The sequence below is a fragment of the Microbacterium jejuense genome, assembly GCF_039544225.1.
Lineage (GTDB): Bacteria > Actinomycetota > Actinomycetes > Actinomycetales > Microbacteriaceae > Microbacterium > Microbacterium jejuense.
In genome coordinates, this window is sequence record NZ_BAABLG010000004.1 from 418,838 (window position 1) to 440,179 (window position 21,342).

General features: G+C 69.4%; 19 protein-coding genes. 2 read left to right on the top strand and 17 right to left on the bottom strand.

What is annotated here, in order from left to right; translation table 11 throughout:
- Positions 1 to 92: 92 nt before the first annotated feature.
- A complete protein-coding gene (locus ABEA46_RS09460; RefSeq protein WP_345544190.1) occupies positions 93 to 1,514 on the bottom strand; it encodes a glycosyltransferase family 2 protein in 1,422 nt (473 codons plus the stop codon).
- 244 nt (positions 1,515 to 1,758) lie between these two features.
- Between ABEA46_RS09460 and ABEA46_RS09465 the strand changes: the two genes are divergently transcribed.
- Positions 1,759 to 3,423: a sensor histidine kinase gene (locus ABEA46_RS09465; protein WP_345544191.1), complete on the top strand. Its 1,665-nt coding sequence runs from the start codon at positions 1,759 to 1,761 to the stop codon at positions 3,421 to 3,423.
- Entirely contained in the window at positions 3,420 to 4,598 is a 1,179-nt protein-coding gene (locus ABEA46_RS09470; protein ID WP_345544192.1) for a hypothetical protein, read from the top strand. Before ABEA46_RS09465 ends, ABEA46_RS09470 begins: the two co-directional genes overlap by 4 nt.
- Here ABEA46_RS09470 and ABEA46_RS09475 read toward each other — a convergent pair.
- The 16 genes from ABEA46_RS09475 to secY all read right to left on the bottom strand — a co-directional run bounded on the left by ABEA46_RS09475 (position 4,576) and on the right by secY (position 21,282).
- Complete coding sequence (locus ABEA46_RS09475) at positions 4,576 to 5,169, bottom strand: hypothetical protein (RefSeq protein WP_345544193.1); 594 nt, start codon at positions 5,167 to 5,169, stop codon at positions 4,576 to 4,578. The two genes, ABEA46_RS09470 and ABEA46_RS09475, sit on opposite strands and share 23 nt — an antisense overlap.
- A gap of 37 nt (positions 5,170 to 5,206) precedes the next feature.
- The gene (gene truA / locus ABEA46_RS09480; RefSeq protein WP_345544194.1) at positions 5,207 to 6,100 is read right to left on the bottom strand and encodes a tRNA pseudouridine(38-40) synthase TruA; all 894 of its coding nucleotides are present in this window, start codon (positions 6,098 to 6,100) and stop codon (positions 5,207 to 5,209) included.
- A gap of 27 nt (positions 6,101 to 6,127) precedes the next feature.
- Complete coding sequence (locus ABEA46_RS09485) at positions 6,128 to 7,561, bottom strand: mechanosensitive ion channel domain-containing protein (RefSeq protein WP_345544195.1); 1,434 nt, start codon at positions 7,559 to 7,561, stop codon at positions 6,128 to 6,130.
- Between the two features lie 7 nt (positions 7,562 to 7,568).
- Positions 7,569 to 9,788 carry an adenylate/guanylate cyclase domain-containing protein gene (locus ABEA46_RS09490; protein WP_345544197.1) on the bottom strand — a complete coding sequence of 740 codons (2,220 nt, stop codon included), beginning with the start codon at positions 9,786 to 9,788 and terminating at the stop codon, positions 7,569 to 7,571.
- 248 nt (positions 9,789 to 10,036) lie between these two features.
- Entirely contained in the window at positions 10,037 to 10,600 is a 564-nt protein-coding gene (rplQ, locus tag ABEA46_RS09495) for a 50S ribosomal protein L17 (RefSeq protein ID WP_345544198.1), read from the bottom strand.
- A gap of 37 nt (positions 10,601 to 10,637) precedes the next feature.
- Positions 10,638 to 11,627, bottom strand: coding sequence for a DNA-directed RNA polymerase subunit alpha (locus ABEA46_RS09500; protein ID WP_345544199.1), 990 nt, complete (start codon positions 11,625 to 11,627; stop codon positions 10,638 to 10,640).
- A gap of 143 nt (positions 11,628 to 11,770) precedes the next feature.
- Positions 11,771 to 12,169, bottom strand: a complete 399-nt coding sequence (gene rpsK, locus ABEA46_RS09505; RefSeq protein WP_018171470.1) for a 30S ribosomal protein S11 — start codon at positions 12,167 to 12,169, stop codon at positions 11,771 to 11,773.
- A 33-nt stretch (positions 12,170 to 12,202) separates the two neighbouring features.
- Positions 12,203 to 12,577 (bottom strand): 30S ribosomal protein S13, encoded by a 375-nt coding sequence (gene rpsM, locus ABEA46_RS09510; protein ID WP_345544200.1) that lies wholly within the window; start codon positions 12,575 to 12,577, stop codon positions 12,203 to 12,205.
- Between the two features lie 152 nt (positions 12,578 to 12,729).
- Positions 12,730 to 12,846, bottom strand: coding sequence for a 50S ribosomal protein L36 (rpmJ, locus tag ABEA46_RS09515; RefSeq protein WP_005050492.1), 117 nt, complete (start codon positions 12,844 to 12,846; stop codon positions 12,730 to 12,732).
- Between the two features lie 77 nt (positions 12,847 to 12,923).
- Positions 12,924 to 13,145, bottom strand: coding sequence for a translation initiation factor IF-1 (gene infA / locus ABEA46_RS09520; RefSeq protein WP_018171468.1), 222 nt, complete (start codon positions 13,143 to 13,145; stop codon positions 12,924 to 12,926).
- A 187-nt stretch (positions 13,146 to 13,332) separates the two neighbouring features.
- Positions 13,333 to 15,975 (bottom strand): DUF5979 domain-containing protein, encoded by a 2,643-nt coding sequence (locus ABEA46_RS09525; protein WP_345544202.1) that lies wholly within the window; start codon positions 15,973 to 15,975, stop codon positions 13,333 to 13,335.
- A 375-nt stretch (positions 15,976 to 16,350) separates the two neighbouring features.
- Positions 16,351 to 17,352: a hypothetical protein gene (locus ABEA46_RS09530; RefSeq protein WP_345544203.1), complete on the bottom strand. Its 1,002-nt coding sequence runs from the start codon at positions 17,350 to 17,352 to the stop codon at positions 16,351 to 16,353.
- Positions 17,353 to 17,810: 458 nt separating this feature from the next.
- Positions 17,811 to 18,509 carry a DsbA family protein gene (locus ABEA46_RS09535; RefSeq protein ID WP_345544204.1) on the bottom strand — a complete coding sequence of 233 codons (699 nt, stop codon included), beginning with the start codon at positions 18,507 to 18,509 and terminating at the stop codon, positions 17,811 to 17,813.
- A gap of 14 nt (positions 18,510 to 18,523) precedes the next feature.
- A complete protein-coding gene (gene map / locus ABEA46_RS09540; RefSeq protein ID WP_345544206.1) occupies positions 18,524 to 19,366 on the bottom strand; it encodes a type I methionyl aminopeptidase in 843 nt (280 codons plus the stop codon).
- Between the two features lie 3 nt (positions 19,367 to 19,369).
- Entirely contained in the window at positions 19,370 to 19,963 is a 594-nt protein-coding gene (locus tag ABEA46_RS09545; protein WP_345544207.1) for an adenylate kinase, read from the bottom strand.
- Positions 19,960 to 21,282, bottom strand: a complete 1,323-nt coding sequence (gene secY / locus ABEA46_RS09550; RefSeq protein ID WP_345544208.1) for a preprotein translocase subunit SecY — start codon at positions 21,280 to 21,282, stop codon at positions 19,960 to 19,962. Before secY ends, ABEA46_RS09545 begins: the two co-directional genes overlap by 4 nt.
- Positions 21,283 to 21,342: the final 60 nt, after the last annotated feature.

A 21,342-nucleotide genomic window follows, 5' to 3' on the forward strand; every position in this document is an offset into this window, starting at 1 on the left:
CGCCTCCCCAGGCGGTCACCCCCGCTTTCCTCCCTGGCGCCGAACTCCCCAGACCGGCGCCTCTCCCCAGTTCCGACTCGTTCGGGTACGAGTCAGACCTTGTATCCGTGCTGCCGACGGATGAGCTTGAAGAACATGGACAGTGTCTGCAGCACCGTCACCACGCCCACGATCGGCCAGCCGACCCACAGGATGGTGGACTGCACCATCGGGCCGAGCATCGACCAGATCACGGACGTGGCGATGATCACCGCGATCACCACGATGAGCGGCGTCCAGTGGCCGAGCCCCGCACCGCGCTCCGCCTTGGCCTGCATGGCCCAGTTGTCGACCTTCTTGCGTGACAGGAACCGGGTCCACGACCGCGCGAAGTAGCTGAGGCGAAGCCACATGTAGATCTCGGCGGGCACGAGCGTCATCGCGAAGAGGATGTCGCGCGCGTTGCGGTTGCCCATCGTGAGCGCCATTCGCGTGTTGAGCGCGATCGCGACGGCCGGAGCCAGCAGCCACCAGGGCGAGAACACGAACGCGCCGATCGACAGCGACCCGGCCAGGAGCAGGACGAAGGCCACGCGCACGAACAGGTTCGTGAGCATGCCGAAGTTCTCCAGCCAGCGCACCCGCAGGTTCGGGTGGAACGGCTGTCCCTTGGTGTCACCGCGCTGACCGGGCCACATGAGCTCGATCGCCCCGTACGTCCATTTCACCTGCTGGGCGTCCAGCGCGCGCAGCGTCGTCATGCCGCCGACGTCGGCGCGAGCGAACGGGCTGATCTTTGTCAGGTATCCGGCGCTCTTGATCTGCAGCGACAGCAGCGAGTCCTCGACCTCGGAGTCCTTCACCCACGGCGTCGACTGGCGGTTGGCCGCCATCACGTCACGCAGGGCCTGCGTCGAGAAGATGGAGAACTGCCCGCCCAGGACGGCCATGTTGCGGCCCCGCAGCAGGTTGTGCAGGTTGAACGCGGCGAACTGCGAGCGCTGCCCCGTGATGAGGAACTTCGCGACGGTGCCCTTGATCGGGCGGTCGTCGATCGAGTAGATCGCCGAGATGCCGCCGATGCGGGTGTCCGAGCCGGCCTCTGACTCGAGGTACTCGACAGCCCGCGCGTCGGCGACGGTGTCGCCGTCGACGCCGAGCAGGTAGTCGTAGCCCTCGACGAGCGTGTAGCCGTAGTTGAGGGCGCCGACCTTCTTGTCGGGGTTCTTGCCGATGTCGTGGACGAACACCTCGGTGAACTGCTCGCCGAGCTCGGTCACCAGCTCGTGCGGCCCCGCGAACTCGGACGCGATCCGCACTGTCGCGTCGAACGTGTTGTTGACGACGACGTGAATGACGTCGGGGACGCGGGTCTGAGCGAGCAGCCCCTCGATGACCTGCGCGATCGACGCCTCCTCGTTGTATGCGGGGATGACGCAGCCGATCGTCGAACGGTGCACCGGGCCGTCGTCGAGCACGGCCTCGAAATCGTCCGCGAAACCGTGCGTCGGGTCGATGACCTCGAGCGCGGTCACGCCCGGAAGGGATCGCGTGGCCCGCGCGCTGCGGGTCAGGGGCACCAGGTCTGTCACGTTCGTCGCTCTCGTCTTCGGTCCCGGGTTCTCGGGAGTGGCTCCAGCCTCGCCCGCCGACCGCAATGCCTGCCCGAGGGACGCCGAGTGCTCCCGCAAGGTTTGCGCAAGCCATCCACAAGACGGGTTCGCCGACACCCAGCCCACCACCCGAAATCCCGGATGAACGGCCAAATAGAATCGATTCATGCGGATCGGGGCTGCGCGGACCACGTTCGTGGTGGGCACTCCGGATGCCCGCACACGTTCGATCTGGCTGACGCAGCTCGTCCTCACAGCCAGTGTGCTCATCACCGCGATCCTCGTGATGATGCTGCAGCCGGCCGTCTTCGGCCAGTGGAACTTCCTCTTCGGCACGCTCGCGGTGGTCGTGCTGACGATGGCGACTCTCGCCGTGCCGTGGTCGCACCTGCCCGCGCCCGTCGTGCTGGCTGTCCCCTTCGCCGACGCGCTGGCGATCGGTCTGGTCTCCAGCGGCACCGACCTGCGCCTGGGCTATCTGTGGGTGTTCCCGGTGATGTGGGTCGCGATGCACTTCCGCGCCTCGGCACTGGCGGCGATGCTGTCGCTGATCGCCTTGATCCTGCTGGTCGACACGGCCATCACGTCGGGCAGCATCGCAGCGCTGCGGGTTTTCGTCGTGCTGATCTCGCTCACCTTCATCGGCATGACCGCACATCTGGCGCTGCGCAGAACCCGCTCGCTGCGCCGTCTGCTGAGCCGGCAGGCCGGGCGCCTCACGGCGACCCTCGGCCGGCGCTCCGACCAGGAGCGGCGCACGATGGAGATCCTCAACGGAATCGACACCGGCATCGCCCGCATCTCCGAGGCCGGCGCGATCCTCGCAGTGAACGACGCGTACTCACGCCTCTACGGGCTGGACCCGCTCGATCCGATGCTGCCCGCCCGCTCGGTCGAGTACACGGGCCTGCGCGGTATGCCGATCCCCTACTCGGAGCGCCCGTTCTCGCGCGCGACCCGGGGTGAGACCTTCACCGATGCCTCAGTGTGGCTGTTCACCGCCGAGGGCGAGTGGCGCGCCCTGTCGGTGACGGCGAAGCGACTGGCCGCCCGCGGCGACGAAGACGCGGGCATCCTGCTTCTCGTGCATGACGTGACGGCCCTCACCTACGCCCAGCGCGAGCGCGAACGCTTCACCGCGATGGCCTCGCACGAGCTCAAGCACCCGCTCACGGTCATGATCGGCAACGCCGAACTCGCACTCGAGCTCGACGACCTGCCGCCGCGCACGCGCGAGCGGTTCGAATCGATCATCGCCGCGAGCGACCGCATGCTCACCATGACCGAGAGTCTCGCGGCCACCTCGCGTCGCGGTTTCGGCGGGCGGGACGAGGTGGAGGACATCGACCTGCGCCGGATCGTGCTGGAGTCCGTCGCCTCGTTCCGTGCGACGGCCGCCGCGGCGGACATCGCGATCGACGTGCGCGTCGACGAGGCCCTTCCGATCGCGGCCGACGGGTTCCGGCTGCGACAGGTGGTCGACAACATCGTGAGCAACGCCATCAAGTACACGCGGCGCGACGGCGACGTGCGCGTTCGCGCCGCCGTCGAACGCGATTTCGTCGTCCTGACGATCGCCGACACCGGCATCGGCATCGGACCCGAAGACCTCCCTCGCGTCCTGACGCCGTACTTCCGCGCCGCCGACGCGAAGGACAAGGCCGGCGGCACGGGCCTCGGGCTCGGCATCAGCAACGACATCGTGCACGCCCACGGTGGCAGGCTCACCGTCGACAGCGAGGCCGGGGTGGGCACGACCGTGACCGTGGCCCTGCCTCTGGCGGATGCGCCGGTTCGCCCCGCACAGCGCCCCGAGGAGGGATCGGCATGACCGAGCTGCTCGCCCAGACCGGCATCGACCTCGGTATCGCGCAGGCCGTGATCACCACTCTCGCAACGATGCTGACCGTCGGCATCGCGTTCCTCGTCAAGCCCGGACCGCCGACGCTGTACTGGAGTCTCGCCTTCGCGCTGGCGATGCTTGCGACGTACGGTGTGGTGGCCGGCGACGTCACCGGCATGGAGACGTTGCGCCGTGCATCGCTGGGCGCCCTCATGGGCTCGCCGGCGCTGCTGTGGTCGGGATTCCGTGCCGAGTGGGGGCTGCGCCCGCATGTCTGGTCGGGTGGGCTGCTGGCGCTGGTGTCGGCGCTCGCCCTGGCCCTGGCGGGCGACATCGTGCGTTTCACGATCGCCTACCGCACGGTCTTCTTCGCGGCATCGGTGTTCGCCGCGCTGTTCGTCTTCGACTGGGCCCGCCGCGGACCCGGAGTGCGCGGCGATCGCCTCCTGCTGCCGATGGCGATCGTGTCGATCGCGTTCTTCGTCACCGGCGCCGCGACGTTCGTGTCGGGGTTCGTGTTCCCGCCCTCTGGCGGGGACGACTTCACGCTGGTGCGGCTGATCTCCTCGGTCGGGATGCTGGTGTACGTCGCCTGCGCGTTGATCGCCGTCGTCGGCACCGCCGCCCGCGAGGGCGGGCTCGGGCGCTCGGCGACGGTCTCCACGGCGTGGCAGCAGTTCGAGCGGACGTCAGGGGAACGGCTGCTGCGGGCGCAGCGGACCTCGGAACCGTGGTCGGTCGTCTTCCTAGCGCTCGACGATGCGGCGGACATCCGCCAGATCGCAGGGGCGCCGGCGTTCTCGGCCCTGTCGGACCGGCTCGAGCTGACCGCACGCGAGGTGTTCCCCGCCGAGTCCGATGTCGGCTCGCCGACGGCGGGAGCGGTGGTGGCGCTGGTGCCGCGCCCGGAGGCGACGGTGCGTGATCAGCTGCGCACGGTCCTGGAGCGGATCACCGAGCTCGACGTGGACGGCGCGCTGCCCATCCGCCCTACGGCGAGCGCCGGCTGGGCGCCCGCGTCGGTGCTCGGTTATGACTTGGACACACTGGTGTACACGAGCCGTGAGGCCGCGCGCCTGGCCAGCGGCAAGGGCGGCGACCGGTGGGAGCGGGTCGGCGCGACGATCGTGGAACGACTGATCAGCCGGACAGAGCAACCGTGATGGTGTCGGTCGCGGTCTGCTTGGCGTACTCGCTCGAGGTCGGCGTGGTCTGCACGAGGAAGTCGTAGCTGAACTGCAGCGTCACCGAGGTCGCCTCGGCCGGCACGGGTCCGACGTTGAACGTCTGCGAGTAGCTGTAGGGGTCGAGCACCAGGTACCCCGGGCTCACCGTCGACGCGTCCACCTGGGGATCGAGGGGTTCGAGCGAACCCGTCGGCGACGAGGGCACCGCGATCATCGCGGCACGCTGCAGGTACACCTTCTGGCCGTCCGCGGGCTGAACTGTCGTCTTGAGGGCGATGCTGACCGGCTTGACAGCCTCCGCCGTCCAGTGGTCCATCGACAGTGTCGACCAGTAGTCGACGGTTGCCGTGACCGGTCCCGCGGTCAGCTCCCGCTGCGTCGAACCGCCCGACAGATCGTTGGGCACCGGCGTCGGCACTGCCGTGGAGGTGGCGGCGGGAGTGCTCGCTCCGCCCGCGTCCCACGGCGCGGGCCCGCATCCTGCGAGCGCGACGACGCTCACCGCGCCGATCGTCGCGACCGCGACGTAGCGACTGAACCTGCGCATGCGACCCCCGTATCGGCCCCCGGCGGGAAACGTCCGGTCAGTCTAGCGGCGGCTCCCCGCCGGTCGACGGCTCATCGAGCGCGCGCCGCGCGCGCGTCTGCTCGGCGCGCTGAGCCAGCAGCTCGTCTGCGGGGTACCCGACCTCGGACAGCGTGAGACCGCGCGCCGCGAGCACCTTCACCTCGGGCACGCGCTCCTGCGCGTCGCGGATGTCGACCACGTCGTCCACATCGAGGCGGCCCTCGCCCACCGCGACGCACGCGCCGACCAGCGCGCGCACCATGCTGTGGCAGAAGGCGTCGGCCTTGACGTTGGCGACCAGGACGCCCGCCGCGTCCCGATGCCAGTCGAATTCGAGCAGCGTGCGGATCGTCGTCGCCTCGTCGCGCGGCTTGCAGTAGGCCGCGAAGTCGTGAAGGCCGATGAGGGCTCGGGCGGCGGCATCCATCGCGGTCTCGTCCAGCGCGGCGCGCACTGTGGTCGTGCGGTTGCGTTCAAGCGGGTCGTAGCCGGTGACCGTGTCGGCGATGCGGTACTCGTACCGGCGCCACACGGCCGAGAAGCGCGCGTCGAAGCCCTCGGGCGCGAGGCGCGACCCGGTGACCGCGACGTCGGAGTAGGCCCCCAGCACCCCCGTCATTCGTGCGGCGAGCGCGACGGTGCGCTGTTCGGGCGTCTGCTCGCCGGCGGTCGGCCGGGCGTGACGGGACAGCATGCGTTCGCGCTGGTCGTCATCGAGGTCGACATGGGCGACCTGGTCACTGGCGTGCACCCCGGCGTCGGTGCGACCGGCGACGACCAGACGCGGCGAGCCGCCGACGACGCGGGCGAGCGCGGTCTCGAGGGTCTCCTGCACCGTGCGCAGCCCCGGCTGCCGGGCCCACCCGCGGAACTGCGTGCCGTCATAGGCGATGTCGAGCCGGATGCGCACGTCCCCACCCTATGCCGCCGGGGCGCCTCACCCGACGACCGCGCGCCCCCGTGGCAGCTGGCGCCCGATGGCGCGCAGCGCAGCGGTGGCCTGACGCACGCGGTTGTCGGTCTCGCGCACCATCTCCCGTGCCACCACCGGGTGCGAGCGCACGATGTCATCGAGCACCGCGACCGGCACCACCAGCACGTCGACCTCGGTGGTCGCGACCGCCCGCGAGATGGTGTGCGTGCGCGACAGCGCGGTGAGCCCGATCGGGTCGTCCACGCCCAGCACCGCGACCTGCACGAACCCGTCGTCGTCGGTCGGGATGCCGAGCACGACCGTGCCGCTGAGGATGAAGCGGGTCTCGACGGGGACGACGCCGGGACGCAGCAGCGACTCGCCGGCGCTGTAGCGCTCCAGCCGGGTGTGGGCGGCCAGCGCGTCGGTGTCGCCCGGGGCGAGGCTCAGTGCCGGCGCGATCTGCCGCAGCGCGTCCTGCAGGCGGGCGGGCGTGCGCCATTCGTCGGTCAGGTCGCCGTCGAGGTGCAGGTCGGCGCGACGCGCGGCGTACCAGACGCGGGTGGCGAACGCGTCGCACACGGCATCCCGGTCACCGGGCGTGCGCAGCGGGATCGCGACCGAGTAGCGCGAACCGCCGAGGGTCTTCGCGGTGGGCTCGGGACCGGCGGCGATCAGCGGGATGTCGCGTGCCACCGTCACCAGCAGCTCGCGCACGCGGCCCGGAGGGTCGTCGGTGCCGAACTCGAACTCCATGGTCGCCGCGTACGGCTCGGGATTGCGCGACAGGTTGGTGAACGTGCCGCCGGCCAGCTCCGCGGTCGGGACCACGATCGTGCCGTTGCCGGTCTCCAGGTGCACGGCGCGCCAGTTGACCTCGACGATCTGCCCGCGGGTGCTCCCCATCTCGATCCAGTCGCCCAGCTCGAACGGCGCCTCGAAGATGAGGAACAGACCCGACACGATCGAGCCGACGGCGTTCTGCAGCGCGAGGCCCACGACGATCGAGGTGACGCCGAGCGCGGCGAAGACGCCGGCGACGTCCGCGCCCCACACCCACCAGAACAGCAGCGCGATGCCCACGACGATGAAGACGAACCGGATCAGGTCGCTGAAGATCGTCGGGAACCGATCGCGCCACGACCCCTTCTCGGCCCGGTGGAACACGAGGTGGTTCACCGCGTTGATGGTCACCACGATCACCAGCAGCCCGAAGATCGTCCACATGACCTTCGGCCACGTGCCCGACCCCTCCCAGGCGCCCGGCTGGCTCAGCAGCACCAGCACGCCCGCCACCGGCACGACGTAGTTGCGCACCATGGCGACGATGGGCGCCGCACGGCTGCCGCGGCGCACCAGGGCGTTGTAGAGCTCGGTCAGTCCGATGAGTGCGAGCGGCAGCCCCACCGACACGATGACCGCGGGCCAGAACCACGGCTGCTGCGCGATGTCGGACATGGATGCCTCACGCCTCGGCCGCGGGAGCCGTCGGCACCGGCACGACGGACGGCGTCTCGACCTTCCAGACCCGCTGTCCGCCGCTCTGCGTCTCGATCTGGCCCGCCGGGCGCACCGGGATCGAGTCCGGCAGCCGGTCCGCGACCCGCTGGGTGATGTAGATTCCGGGCTCGTCGGAGTCGCCCTGCACGCGGAACGCCAGGTTGACGGCATCCCCCCACATGTCGTAGACGACCCGCGCGCGGCCGATGAGGCCGCTCGTCACCTTGCCCGAGTCGAGCCCGGCGCGAAGCGTGAGCAACACGCCCTGCTGCGCCGAGTAGCGTTCGAGGATGGTGTCGAGCTCGCGGGCGAACTCGACCGCGCGCCGCGCGTTGTCGACGCGCGGGGTCGCGAGGCCGCAGCTGGCGAGGTAGCTCTGCCGCGTCGTGCGCACGCGCTCCACACCGTGCCGTTCGGCAGCCTCGTCGAAGGACCGCACGAGGTCGTTCAGCCGTGCGATCGCTTCATCCGACGACAGCGACAGGGCGAGCGCCTCGAACCCGACGATGTCGGCGAACACGACGGTCACATCGTCGCTGTCCTGGGTGATGGATGCCTCCTCCCCCGGCTTGTACCGGCTCGCCATGCCCTCGGGCATGAACGACAGGATCAGCTCCTCGTTCTCGCGCTCCTGCTCGGCGATGAGCTGCGACTTGACCTGCAGGCTGCGGCTCATGTCGTTGAAGGCGTTGGCGACGTCGGCGAGCTCGTCGCTGGCCCCGGCGTCGACCTGAACCCCCTCCTCGCCCGCCGCGATCCGCTGGGCGGCGGTCTTCAGGCGCCGCAGCGGCCGCACGAAGACCTGCGCGAGTACGAGCGAGAGCAGGCAGACGAAGATGATCATCCCGGCCGTCGACAGGATGAGGTTGCGCGTGAAGTCCTCGACCGGCACCATCGCCTCGGTCTCGGTCTGCTGCGCGACGATCACCCAGTCCAGGCCGTCGATGTCGAGCGGCGCGTAGGCGGTGAGACTGTCGCGGCCCAGGTAGTCCGTCTGCAGCAGCGTGCCGCTGTCGCCCGCGAACGCGCGCGTGACGGCATCCCCTCCGATCGACTGATGCAGAAGGGTGTTGCCGTTCTGCACGCTCAGCTGCGCCGCGGCCGGCGCGAGGCCGGCGGCGACCGCCGCCTTCTCGTAGGCGTCGGGGTCGTCCTGCAGCGCGCGCGAGACCGAGCGCATGTACCCGTCGTCGCCGACGAGGTAGGTCTCGCCGGTCGCCCCCAGTCCGTTGAGCGCGAACTCGCCCTGCGCCGTCATCACGTCGTTGATGCGGTCGATGGGCAGCTCGACGGCGAGCGCGCCGATCACCTCGCCGTCGTCGGCGATGGGCGTCACCGCCCACCCCGCAGGGTTGCCCAGGCTCGGGTTGTACGCGGCGAAGTCGGCGATCACGACATTGCCCACGATGTTGCGCGCCATCGCCTCGCGGTAGGCGTCGGCGAGGTTCGACAGGCGGTACGGCCCGTCGAAGAGGTTCGTGCCGAGGTCGACGCCCTTGTACGCGGTATAGACGACGTCGCCTCGGGTGTCGATGAGCAGCACGTCCTCGAAGTCCTGCAGCTGTGTCATCGCGCGGAAGTAGGGGTGGTACTCGCGGTGCGCCTGCGTCCACGCGCTGGCGTCATCGGCGCCGTCGTTGCGGATCGCCTGCTCCCAGTCGGCGTACGGCGTCACGTAGTGGTACTGCAGGTAGCGCTGGGCATTGGTGTGCGGCGCGAAGCTGGCGCCGTCGACGCTCTCGCCCGTCGCGTCGGCCAGCTGCGCCGCGAACACCTCGCGGTAGTACTGGTCCACCGCTGTGGATGCCGCGCCGTCGAGCTGCACGCCCTGCAGCTGCGCGTAGCCGTCGGTGAACGCGCGCACGGCCTGCTTGCTGGTGTCGCCCAGAGCTGCCAGCCGCACCGCACTCTCGATGCCGTCGAACAGCTGGGTGACCTCACGGCTGCGGTTCTCGCGGATCTCGACGAGCCTCTCGTACGCGATGCCCTTGAGCGCCTGGGTGCCGTTGACGTACCCGATGATGCCCACCACGATGCTCGACAGCACGCTGACCGACAGCAGCATGATGAGCAGGATCGAATAGATCGAGAGCCCGCTCCGCGAGCGCGGCCGCGGCTGACCGACCCACGGCGTCACCGGATCGGCGCGCACGGCGGAGTCACCCGTCGCCCCCGTTGCGGACACGCTCTCTCCCTTCGCGCGCCCTGTGTGCCGCGCGCAGCCTCACGCGCGTCCCCAGCAGCCTCCGGCGTCCCCATAACGCCGGATGTGGCCCCACCTTAGCGCTCGGCCCCTTTCGGGCATAGAGGCAGGCATCGCGGGCCTGATACAGCAGCGAGACCCGTCACCCTGACGGGTGACGGGTCTCGCGGTGCAAGGGTGGCCGGGCATCGCTGCCGCGACCGTGCCGGGGGTGAGCCCCGGCGATCCGATTACTCGGACTTCTCCTCGGCGGGGGCCTCGACGGCCTCCTCGGCGGCGGCCTCGGCGGCAGCGCCCTCGTCCTGCGACTCGGCGCCGGCCTCGGCGGCGTCCTCGACGGGAGCCTCCTCGGCGGCGGCCTCCTCGACCGGGGCCTCCTCGGCGACCGGCGCAGCCTTGGCGGCAGCGGCCTTCTTCGCCGACGGCTTCTTGGTCACGGGCTCGAGGACGAGCTCGATGACAGCCATGGGCGCGTTGTCGCCCTTGCGGTTGCCGACCTTGGTGATGCGGGTGTAGCCGCCCTCACGGTCCGCGACCAGCGGCGCGATCTCGGTGAACAGGACGTGCACGACTTCCTTGTCACCGATGACCGACAGCACGCGACGTCGCGCGTGCAGGTCGCCGCGCTTCGCGAACGTGATCAGTCGCTCGGCGAGCGGACGCAGGCGCTTGGCCTTGGTCTCGGTCGTCTTGATCGACTTGTGGGTGAACAGCGCAGCGGCCAGGTTGGCAAGCAGCAGACGCTCGTGGGCGGGGCCGCCTCCGAGGCGGGGACCCTTCGTGGGCTTGGGCATTCTCAGTTACTCCAGTGTGAAAAGTCGATCAGGGGGATCAGACGGTCTCGTCGTCGTATCCGCCGTAGAAGTGCGCGCCGTCGAACCCGGGAACCGAGTCCTTCAGCGACAGACCGAGCGAGATGAGCTTGTCGCGCACCTCGTCGACCGACTTCTGACCGAAGTTGCGGATGTTCATGAGCTGCGTCTCCGAGAGGGCGACGAGCTCCGACACGGTGTTGATGCCCTCGCGCTTGAGGCAGTTGTACGAGCGGACCGACAGGTCGAGGTCCTCGATCGGCATCGACAGCTCGTTCGACAGGACGGTCTCGACCGGCGCCGGGCCGATCTCGATGCCCTCGGCCTCGACGTTGAGCTCACGGGCCAGGCCGAACAGCTCGGTCAGCGTGCGACCGGCCGACGCCACGGCGTCGCGCGGGGTGATCGACGGCTTGGTCTCGACGTCCAGCACGAGCTTGTCGAAGTCGGTGCGCTCGCCCGCGCGCGTCGCGTCGACGCGGTACGAGACCTTCAGGACCGGCGAGTAGATCGAGTCGATCGGGATCTGACCGGCCTCGGCGTACTCGTTGCGGTTCTGCGTCGCCGAGACGTAGCCGCGGCCGCGCTCGATGGTGAGCTCGAGCTCGAACTTGGCGGTGTCGTTCAGCGTCGCGATGACGAGCTCGGGGTTGTGCACCTCGACACCGGCCGGAGCCGAGATGTCGGCGGCGGTGACCTCACCGGCGCCGGTCTTGCGCAGGTACGCGGTGATGGGCTCGTCGCGCTCGCTGGAGACGACCAGCTGCTTGATGTTGAGGATGATCTCGGTGACATCCTCCTTGACACCGGGGATGGTGCTGAACTCGTGGAGGACGCCGTCGATGCGGATCGACGTCACGGCCGCGCCGGGGATCGACGAGAGGAGGCTGCGACGCAGCGCGTTGCCGATCGTGTAGCCGAAGCCGGGCTCGAGCGGCTCGACGACGAAACGGCTGCGGAACTCCCCGATCTTCTCCTCGGTCAGAGTGGGACGCTGTGCGATGAGCACTATGTGTTCCTTTCGATCACGTGCCCGCTATATGACACGTGCGGTGAGTGAGGTGTTGAGTTTTGATCGGGATGCCTGAGGCACAGGCATCCGTAAAGCGTGCCGTAGCCGGGACACCATGACGGTGTCCCGGCTGCGGGATGTCAGACGCGGCGGCGCTTGGGCGGACGGCAGCCGTTGTGGGCCTGCGGCGTCACGTCCTGGATGGAGCCGACCTCGAGGCCGGCGGCCGTCAGCGAGCGGATCGCGGTCTCGCGGCCCGAGCCCGGGCCCTTGACGAAGACGTCGACCTTCTTGACGCCGTGCTCCTGCGCCTGGCGGGCAGCGGACTCCGCAGCCATGCCTGCGGCGTACGGCGTCGACTTACGCGAGCCCTTGAAGCCCACGCCACCCGACGACGCCCAGCTGATGACGGCGCCCGACGGGTCGGTGATCGAGACGATCGTGTTGTTGAACGTCGACTTGATGTGGGCCTGGCCCAGCGCGATGTTCTTCTTCTCCTTGCGGCGCGGCTTGCGCGCGGCGGACTTGGCCTGTGCCATTGCTTTGCTCTCCTAAACCCTGGGGGCCGCGCCTTAGCGCGCCTTCTTCTTGCCGGCGACGGTGCGCTTCGGGCCCTTGCGGGTGCGCGCGTTCGTCTTCGTGCGCTGACCGCGCACCGGGAGGCCGCGGCGGTGGCGCAGGCCCTCGTAGGAACCGATCTCGACCTTGCGGCGGATGTCGGCGGCGACCTCGCGACGGAGGTCACCCTCCACCTTGTAGTTGCCTTCGATGTAGTCGCGGAGCGCGACGAGCTGGTCGTCGGTGAGGTCCTTGACGCGGATGTTCTCGTCGATCTCCGTCGCCGTGAGGATCTCGTTCGAGCGGGTACGGCCAACGCCGTAGATGTACGTGAGTGCGATCACCACGCGCTTGTCGCGCGGGATGTCGACGCCGGCAAGACGTGCCATGCGGGTTCTCCTGGGAGTGAGTGGAGGTGTGGAGCAGGATCGGTGCCCGGGCCTCCGCCCGAGGTGTCCCCCACGAAGGGTTCTGATCCTGCCTGTGTCGTATTCAGTTGTGGAGGTGGATGCCGCGGCTCGCGGCATCCACCAAGCCGATCTCAGCCCTGGCGCTGCTTGTGGCGCGGGTTGCTCTTGCAGATCACCATGACGCGGCCGTGGCGGCGGATGACCTTGCAGTGGTCGCAGATGGGCTTGACGGAGGGGTTGACCTTCATGATTTCTTCTCTTCGCTGTCTTCGCCGGGCAGGCTCGACCCTTCCGGGCGCGCCTGGGGCGTTACTTCTCGACCGGTCTAGCGGTAGCGGTAGACGATGCGCCCGCGGGTGAGGTCGTAGGGCGACAGCTCCACGACGACACGGTCCTCGGGGATGATGCGGATGTAGTTCTGCCGCATCTTGCCGGAGATCGTGGCGAGCACCTTGTGACCGTTGCTCAGCTCAACACGGAACATCGCGTTGGGCAGGGCCTCGGACACGACGCCCTCGATCTCGATGACACCGTCTTTCTTCGCCATACGCTCGCTAACACTTGTGCAGACCGGTCGATCTGCGGTGGATGGGATCGGTGCGACGACACGCCAATACAGGCGCAACGCACCAAAGATCAAGCATACGTGATAGTAGAGACCTCGGCAAGCCGGGCCACGGCTGCGGACCGAGTGGATGCCGCGACCCGCCGGGTCGCGGCATCCACATGTCTCATCAGCCGCGCCGGCGACGCACCAGTGCCACCACGACGACCGCGGCACCCACGACGAGGAGCCCGCCGCCGATGGCGATCACCGCCCACGGCACGGTCCCACCCGTCGCCGGCAGCGGCGTGGGCGAGGTCGGCGTCGGAGTCGGGGCGACAGTGGGCGTCGGATCCGGTGCGGGCGTGAACGTCGGGGTGGGAGTCGGGGTGGGGGTCGGGGTGGGGGTCGGCGTGGGCGTCCACGTGTTCGTCACCGAAACGGTGAGCGGGTCCTGGTCGGCGACTGCGGTGATCGTCGCCGGCGAGCCCTCGATCTCCGGCGTCTCCCACGAGCCGGCGTCGGTCGGAGCTGGCGTGCGCTCGGTCACCGTGCACACCGCACCGACCGGCGCCTCGAACGGTCCCGCGGTACCGCCGTGAGCGACCACCCAGAAGCCGGAGGCGACCTCGTCACCGTCGGCCGTGCACGTCCAGCGTCCGACGAAGTTGTGCTCCGGCGCACCGTCGCCCACGACCGTCTTGGTGACCTCGAACGCGCCGGCCTGCTCAGGCACCCAGGTGTTGGTCACGGTGACGAGGGTCGGGTCCTGAACGGTGCCCGCCTCGATCGTGAAGGTCGACGGGGCGATCACCGGGTCGGCCCACGCGCCGTCCGGGTACGACGACGCGTCGTCCTCGCTGATCGTGCAGGCGGCGCCGGCCGGGGCCAGGAACGGTCCGTCGGTGTCGCCGGCGGCCGCAGACCACGTGCCGTCGAGCACGGCATCGCCGCCCAGGGTGCACGACCACTCCCCCGTGAAGGTGAGCGCCGGCGCACCGGTGCCGGTGACCGCCTTCGTGATCTCGAAGGCGCCGATCTGGCGCGGGGTCCAGGTGTTGGTGACGGTGACGACCGAAGGCTCCTCGAGGGTGCCGGACTCGATCGTGACGGGTGAGCCCTCGATGACCGGCGCGGCCCACGTGCCGGCGGCGGCACGCGGAAGGGGGCTCTCGCCGACGGTGCACTCCGAGCCGACGGGGGCCTCGAACGGCCCGGCCGTCTCGCCCGCTCCGGCCTGCCATGTGCCCTCGGCCACGACGTCGCCGTCGAGCGTGCACGACCAGGCGCCGGCGAAGGTCAGGTCGGGCGCGCCTGCGCCCTCGACGACCTTCTCCACCTGGAACGCGCCCGGCTCGTACGCCGGGGCGGGCGTCCACGTGTTCGTGACGGTGACGATCACCGGGTCGATGATGCTCGCGGCGTCGACGTCGAACGTCGCCGGATCGACGACGGGGTCCTCCCACGACCCGTCCAGCGGATCGGAATCGGGGACCAGCTCGGTCACGGTGCAGGTCGACGGGGTGGGCACGACGATGCGGCCCGACGAGCCTCCGGCGGGCGCCGACCACAGGCCCTCGGCCACGACGGCGCCGTCGGCCGTGCACGACCAGGTGCCCCCGAACAGGACGCCTGTGGGCGCACCGTCGCCCTCGACGACCTTCTGGATCTCGAACGCGCTCGGCACCGTGATGCACGAGAACGGCCCGTAGTTCCACGGGTAGTTGTGCATCTCGTTGCCGCGGCCGTTCATGAGGATCGAGCCGTTGGTCATGACCCGGCCGTTCGTGCTCGCCGTCAGCGACAGCGTCGGTGCGGCGTCGTCGGCGTTCACGCCGGGCACGATGATCGAGCCGAGCACCTGGCTCGCGCCGGCGATCGTCAGCGAGGTGGTGTCGGCGAAGTTCCACATGGTGCGCTGCGCGACCATGCCGAACAGCGGGCTGGCGAAGTCGCTCGCCATCTGCCCGTCCTCCCAGAACAGGTTCGGCGCCCAGGTGAGAGGCGCTGCGCCGGCGACGTTGATGATGACGGCGGTGCTGTCGTCGCCGATGTTGTGGAAGTTGACATCGCTGGATGCCGCCAGCATCGCACCGTCGACGGTGAAGACCTGCGGCGAGGCATCCGGCTCGTCCGCGGTGAGCACCAGGGCGCCGCTCTCGAGGGCGACGGTGCCCGTCGTCGGCAGCGCCGAGAAGCCCTGCGACTGCTGCGTCAGCGTGTCGCCCCAGCCTGCCCAGTCCGAGGTGGCCGCGGCCCCCATGTTCTGGGTGAGCGTGCCGTTGTTCATCGTGTACGGCGGCTGGTCGTGGTTGGGGCCGGCCGGGTTCGGGTCGACGTACAGCGGGTCGGTCGTCCCGCCGACCTGCACGTCGCCGCCGAGCAGCGTCGTGTTCGTCTCGTCGTACGCGCCGAAGCCCACGTCGATGCGCGTCCCCGTCAGGATCGACAGGTCATTGCCGACCGCGAACATCACGTCGCCGCCCGAGGGTGCGACGCCCGAGCCGACGCCCACGGTGCCGATGTTGAAGACGCCGCCGTCCTTATTGATGTTCGCGTCGCGCTCGACCACGAACAGCCCCTCGACCTCGCCGCCGGTGTTGGCGACCTCGAAGTCCTTGCCGGCATAGACCGCGATGTTGTTGTCGGTCCACACGTCGGGGTCGTTGTTGTTCGGCCCTGGCAGCGTGCCGGGCGGGCACTCGCGCAACTGCGCGGCGGCAGGTTCGGCCGTGAGAGCTCCCCCGACGACGGTTCCGAGAGCCACGGCGAGCCCGGCCGCAGCGCACGCGGCCACGGTGCGGGTGAAACGTCGTGGACTGATGTGCCTCATGGCATCCCTTCGTGCGACCGACGCATGCCTGTCGGTCACCACTGCCGAATGTGTGCACGCCGGACGCGACACCCCTCCCATTCGGGCGGCTCACAGCCTATCCGAGGCCGTTTGCCGGCTGCACTCGACCGGCCGCCTCGGTTCGTGCACCTCGACCGCCGCAGCAGCCGGGGTGGCAGCATCCACCCGATCCCCGAGACGCCGCAGACGTGCGCGACGCGCCTCACCTCGACGCAAGGCTTGCGGCGTCTCGCGCACGACTGCGGCGCTTCGCCGCGCTCCCGCGCAGCGAAGGGGCGAGACAGCGGCGGGGCGCGGTGTGGCGCGACGGGCGGCCTCGGTCCGCGCCGGGCGTGACCGCTCAGCAGAGCCGCGTCAGAGCTTGGGACCGCGGAACGTGGGCGTCGCCACGCCCGGCCCGCCAGGCGGGCAGATCCCGAACGACGCCAGCTTCTTGCGGAAGGTCTCGAGGCTCGCGATGTCCTCGGACTCCCACCGGATCACGCGACGCCCGGTCCGCCCGCGGATGTCATCCTCGCGACGCTTCTCGGCGAGCAGCGCATCAGCTGTCGACATGCCGTCGAGCATGTCGCCGTCGAGGTACTTGCGGTGTCCATCGAACTCGCCCCAGATGCCGAGGTCCTCGAAGCCGAAGTCGATCTCGTAGTATCCCGCGTCATGATCGACGCGGGCTTGCAGCTCCGGCGCGGCGAATCCGAGCTGATGGAAGTAGAGCCGGCTGACGCTCTCACCAGGTGACGCGGCACGGCCGTCGGCGAACTGCGCGACCCACCGCGCCTGCACACTCCCCCGCGCGCCCGGGCGCAGCGCCGCGCACTCGAGGATTCGCTGCCGAAGGCGTTCGGCGGCTTCGGCAGCGTAATCGCGCGAACCTTCAGGCAGCGCCACCTGTCGCAGCGCAGCATCCGCAATCGCCACCGCTGTGGCCAGCGGCAGTCGGCCGATCACGTCCGCGACCGTCCGTGCGAGGTCCGTCACGGCGAGGCCTGCGATGACGTGCCGGTGCTCCTTGATCTCGCTCGCGTGCCGGACGGGCGGCCCCTTCACCGCGCGTATGCCGTCGCCGGACGTCGACGGGTGCGACCGCGCCCTCGTCGCTCCGGCGGAACCCGGCCCGGTCACGTGCGCTCGTGCCGGCGTGTACCGGTACAGGGGCAGACCGTGGAGCACGACAGCACAGGTGTGCGACAGCAGCACGTCGCCCGAGCGCTGGGCCCGCGCCACCGCGATCGCCACTGCGGCGTGCCGTTGCTCGGGATACCAGGCGCGCCAGGTGGCGGCATCCACATACCAACCGTGGTGGACCCGCACCAATCGCTTGGTCGACACCGCGACGCGTACGCTCGCGCGTGACATGCCGCGCATCTGCAGTGCATCGCGTGACAACACGTGATGGCGGATCGCGAAGAGGTCCATGCGCCGAGCTTCGCCCGCAGCGCGCACCCGCGACCCGACGATCCAGCGATCTGTGGATGACTTGCGCACACACGCTGCCCCTGTGGAGAGGCCACGATCGCGAGGGCGGATGCCGCGACAGCCCGCTTCGCCCGCCTCAGCCGCCGCATTCCGACACGACACGCCGCCGTCCGACGCCCACGTTGCGGCGGCTCGCGCAGGAGTGCGACTCCTCAGGGAAGAGTGCCGCGGCGAATGCGTACGAGCCGCCGCACCACCACATGAGACGCCGCACTTCGGCGCGTCGCGCGGCGCGCGCACGAATGCGGCGGCTCTACGGGACGAGCCTCGCACCCGAACCCGCAGAAACGAGGAAAAGGGGGATGCCGCGGTTCGCGGCATCCCCTTCCGGAAGAGGCTTACTGGAACCAGGTCATCACATCGGTCGTGCCGAACACGGCCTGGTTCGGGACGAGCTCGCCGTTCGCCACGACGGTCGGCGTGCCGATGCCACTCGCGCCCTCCTGGATCGGCGTCTTCTGCGTGATCTCCGTTATATATCCCGCGTACGTCCCGTCGTTCACGCACGAATCGATGCCGCTGACGCCCACATCCGACGCGATGGCGAGCATCTCTTTGTTCGTGAGGCCCTTCGAACCCTCGGTGGGCTGCTGCGCGAACATCTGCTGCAGGAACGGCAACGACTTGTCGGCATCCGCCACCGCCACGCAGTACATCGCGTTCGCAGCGCGCGTCGAATACTGGGTGCCCTGCGACTGACTGTCGAGGATCGAGATGGGGTGGATGTCGAGCGTGATTGACCCGTCGCTCACCAGGCCATCGATCTGCTCACCGAATGTGGATTCGAACTGGCCGCAGATGGGGCACATGAAGTCGACGTACGTCGCGAGGTTGTCCGCCCCGTCGCCCACGTGGATCGCGCCCGTCTCGGCGTCGATGTTCGACGCCGACGGCGTGTTCACCTCGGTCGGCAGCGGCTTGGGCGCCGCCGCGTTGTTGAGGACGACGACCAGGACCGTGACCAGGACGAGGGCGATCACGACGCCCGCCGTCACCCAGATCGCGAACCAGTTCGTCTTCTTTGCAGCCTGTGCCATGTGTGTCGAGCCTCCTAGGCGATCGCGCGCGGGGTCACGCCGAAGGGTGCAAGTCCCGCGGCTCCCCCGTCGGGTGCGGTGAGCACCCAGATACCGTCATCGTGCACGGCGACGCTATGTTCCCAATGTGAACCGGCTGTGCCGTCGATCGTGGACACCGTCCAGCCGTCGTCCTCGACGAACGTCGCCTGATCGCCGATGACGACCATGGGTTCGATCGCGAGCACCAGCCCGGGACGAACCTCGGGACCGGGATCCGGCACCCGGTAGTTGAAGACCGAGGGCGACTCGTGCATCTTGCGCCCGATGCCGTGGCCGACGTATTCACGCAGGATCCCATAGCTGCCGGACGCCGGCGAGTTCGCCTCGATGTACGCCTGGATCGCCGTGCCGATCTCGCCGATGTGCTTCGCGGTCGCGAGCGCCGCGATCCCCGCCCACATCGAGCCCTCGGTCACGTCCGACAGGCGCTGACGCCCCGAGACGACCTCGGGGCGCGTGTCGTCGGGCAGCACGATCGTGAACGCCGAGTCGCCGTTCCAGCCCTTGAACTCGGCGCCTGCGTCGATCGACAGGATGTCGCCCGGCGCCAGCACGCGGTCACCGGGGATCCCGTGCACGACCTCCTCGTTCACCGAGGAGCAGATCGTGTGGCGGTACCCGCGCACCATCTGGAAGTTCGACTTCGCCCCCCGTGCGGTGATGAGAGCGGATGCCGCGGCATCCAGCTCCAGGGTCGTCACCCCGGGTGCCACCAGCGCGCGGGCGGCGTCCAGGGCCGCCGCGGTGATCAGCCCGGGCTCGACCATCGCCCGCAACTGAGCGGGCGTCTTGTAGATCGAGCGGCGCAGCGCCACGGCTCAGGCGACGGCGACGCGGACGAGCCCGCGTGCCTCGAGGGCGGCGATGATGCGGTCGGTGATCTCGTCGAGGGTGCCGACGCCGTCGATGCGGTCGACGATGTCGCGAGCCTCGTACACGCCGAGGATCGGCGCCGTCTCGCGCTCGTAGATCGCCAGGCGGTTCGCGATGACCTCTTCGGTGTCGTCGCTGCGGCCCTGCTCGGCGGCACGGCGGGCGATGCGCGCGATGCTCTCGTCGCGGGGCACGTCGAGCAGGATGACGGCGTCGAGCTCTTCGTCACGACCCTCGAGGAACTCGTCGAGGTGCATCACCTGGGCGACGTTGCGGGGGTACCCGTCCAGCAGGAACCCGCCCTCGGCGTCGGCGTCCGATAGGCGCTCGCGCACGACCGCGCTCGTCAGCTCGTCGGGCACCAGGTCACCGGCCTCGATGATGGCCTTCACCTGCTGGCCGAGCTCGGTGCCCGCCGCGACGGCGCCGCGGAAGACGTCGCCCGTCGAGATGGCGGGGACCCCGAACGCCTCGGCGATGCGGATGCCCTGCGTGCCCTTGCCCGAGCCCTGCGGGCCGACGATCAGGAGTCGCGTCATCGGAGAAGCCCTTCGTAGTGGCGCTGCTGCAGCTGTGCGTCGATCTGCTTCACGGTCTCAAGACCGACACCGACGATGATGAGGATCGAGGCGCCGCCGAACGGGAAGTTCTGGTTGGCGCCGACGGTCGCCAGGGCGATGAGCGGCAGGAGCGCGATCAGACCGAGGTAGATGGAGCCGGGGAGCGTGATGCGCGTCAGAACGTAGTCGAGGTACTCGGCCGTCGGACGACCGGCACGGATGCCGGGGATGAAGCCGCCGTACTTCTTCATGTTGTCGGCGACCTCGACAGGGTTGAACGTGATCGCGACGTAGAAGTACGTGAACCCGACGATGAGCAGGAAGTACAGCAGCATGTAGAGCGGGTGGTCGCCCTTGGTGAGGTAGGTCGTGATCCAGATGACCCACCCGGGGGTGTCCTGCCCGGCCTGCGGCTGGTTGAACTGCGCGATGAGCGCCGGGATGTACAGCAGCGACGAGGCGAAGATGACGGGCACGACGCCGGCCATGTTGACCTTGATCGGGATGTACGTGTTGGTGCCGCCGTATGTGCGACGGCCGACCATGCGCTTGGCGTACTGCACCGGGATGCGCCGCTGCGACTGTTCGACGAAGACGACCAGCGCGACGACCACGATGCCGACGGCCAGCACGAGGAGGAAGACCTCGAAGCCCTTGGACTGCCAGATGGCCCACATCGAGACCGGGAACTGCGCCGCGATCGACGTGAAGATGAGCAGCGACATGCCGTTGCCGATGCCGCGCTCGGTGACGAGCTCGGCGAACCACATGATGAGGCCGGTGCCGGCGGTCATCGTGATGATCATCAGCAGCTGCGCCCACCACACGTCGTTGGTGAGGAGCTGGTCGCACTCGGGGATGCCGGTCGTGCCGAACAGCTGACCGCTGCGGGCGACCGTGACGAGCGTCGTGGACTGGAGGAGCGCCAGCGCGATCGTGAGGTAGCGCGTGTACTGCGTCAGCTTGGCCTGGCCCGCCTGGCCCTCCTTGTAGAGGGTTTCGAAGTGCGGGATGACCACGCGCAGCAGCTGCACGATGATCGTCGCGGTGATGTACGGCATGACGCCGAGCGCGAAGATCGACAACTGCAGCAGTGCGCCGCCCGAGAACAGGTTGACCAGCGACAGCAGTCCCTCGGTCCCCGACGACTGGCGCAGACACTCCTGCACGTTCGGGAAGTCGACGAACGGCGCCGGCACATGCGCGCCGAAGCGGTACAGGGCGATGATCGCCAGAGTGAATGCGATCTTCCGCCGAAGGTCGGGAGTGCGGAAGACCCGCGCGATGGCGCTGAACAAGAGGATTCCTCCAGAGGGGGTGCCGGCACAGTCGATGTGCCGACGTCCAGGGTAACCCAG

Excerpts from the sequence above, each read along its gene's own strand:
- ABEA46_RS09475 (WP_345544193.1), bottom strand. The coding sequence starts at position 5,169 with ATGCGCAGGTTCAGTCGCTACGTCGCGGTCGCGACGATCGGCGCGGTG.
- ABEA46_RS09530 (WP_345544203.1), bottom strand. The coding sequence starts at position 17,352 with ATGTCACGCGCGAGCGTACGCGTCGCGGTGTCGACCAAGCGATTGGTG.
- rpmJ (WP_005050492.1), bottom strand. The coding sequence starts at position 12,846 with ATGAAGGTCAACCCCTCCGTCAAGCCCATCTGCGACCACTGCAAGGTC.
- ABEA46_RS09485 (WP_345544195.1), bottom strand. The coding sequence starts at position 7,561 with ATGTCCGACATCGCGCAGCAGCCGTGGTTCTGGCCCGCGGTCATCGTG.
- ABEA46_RS09465 (WP_345544191.1), top strand. The coding sequence starts at position 1,759 with ATGCGGATCGGGGCTGCGCGGACCACGTTCGTGGTGGGCACTCCGGAT.
- rpsM (WP_345544200.1), bottom strand. The coding sequence starts at position 12,577 with ATGGCACGTCTTGCCGGCGTCGACATCCCGCGCGACAAGCGCGTGGTG.
- ABEA46_RS09525 (WP_345544202.1), bottom strand. The coding sequence starts at position 15,975 with ATGAGGCACATCAGTCCACGACGTTTCACCCGCACCGTGGCCGCGTGC.
- ABEA46_RS09535 (WP_345544204.1), bottom strand. The coding sequence starts at position 18,509 with ATGGCACAGGCTGCAAAGAAGACGAACTGGTTCGCGATCTGGGTGACG.
- ABEA46_RS09470 (WP_345544192.1), top strand. The coding sequence starts at position 3,420 with ATGACCGAGCTGCTCGCCCAGACCGGCATCGACCTCGGTATCGCGCAG.
- rplQ (WP_345544198.1), bottom strand. The coding sequence starts at position 10,600 with ATGCCCAAGCCCACGAAGGGTCCCCGCCTCGGAGGCGGCCCCGCCCAC.
- infA (WP_018171468.1), bottom strand. The coding sequence starts at position 13,145 with ATGGCGAAGAAAGACGGTGTCATCGAGATCGAGGGCGTCGTGTCCGAG.
- ABEA46_RS09545 (WP_345544207.1), bottom strand. The coding sequence starts at position 19,963 with ATGACGCGACTCCTGATCGTCGGCCCGCAGGGCTCGGGCAAGGGCACG.
- rpsK (WP_018171470.1), bottom strand. The coding sequence starts at position 12,169 with ATGGCACAGGCCAAGTCCGCCGCGCGCAAGCCGCGCCGCAAGGAGAAG.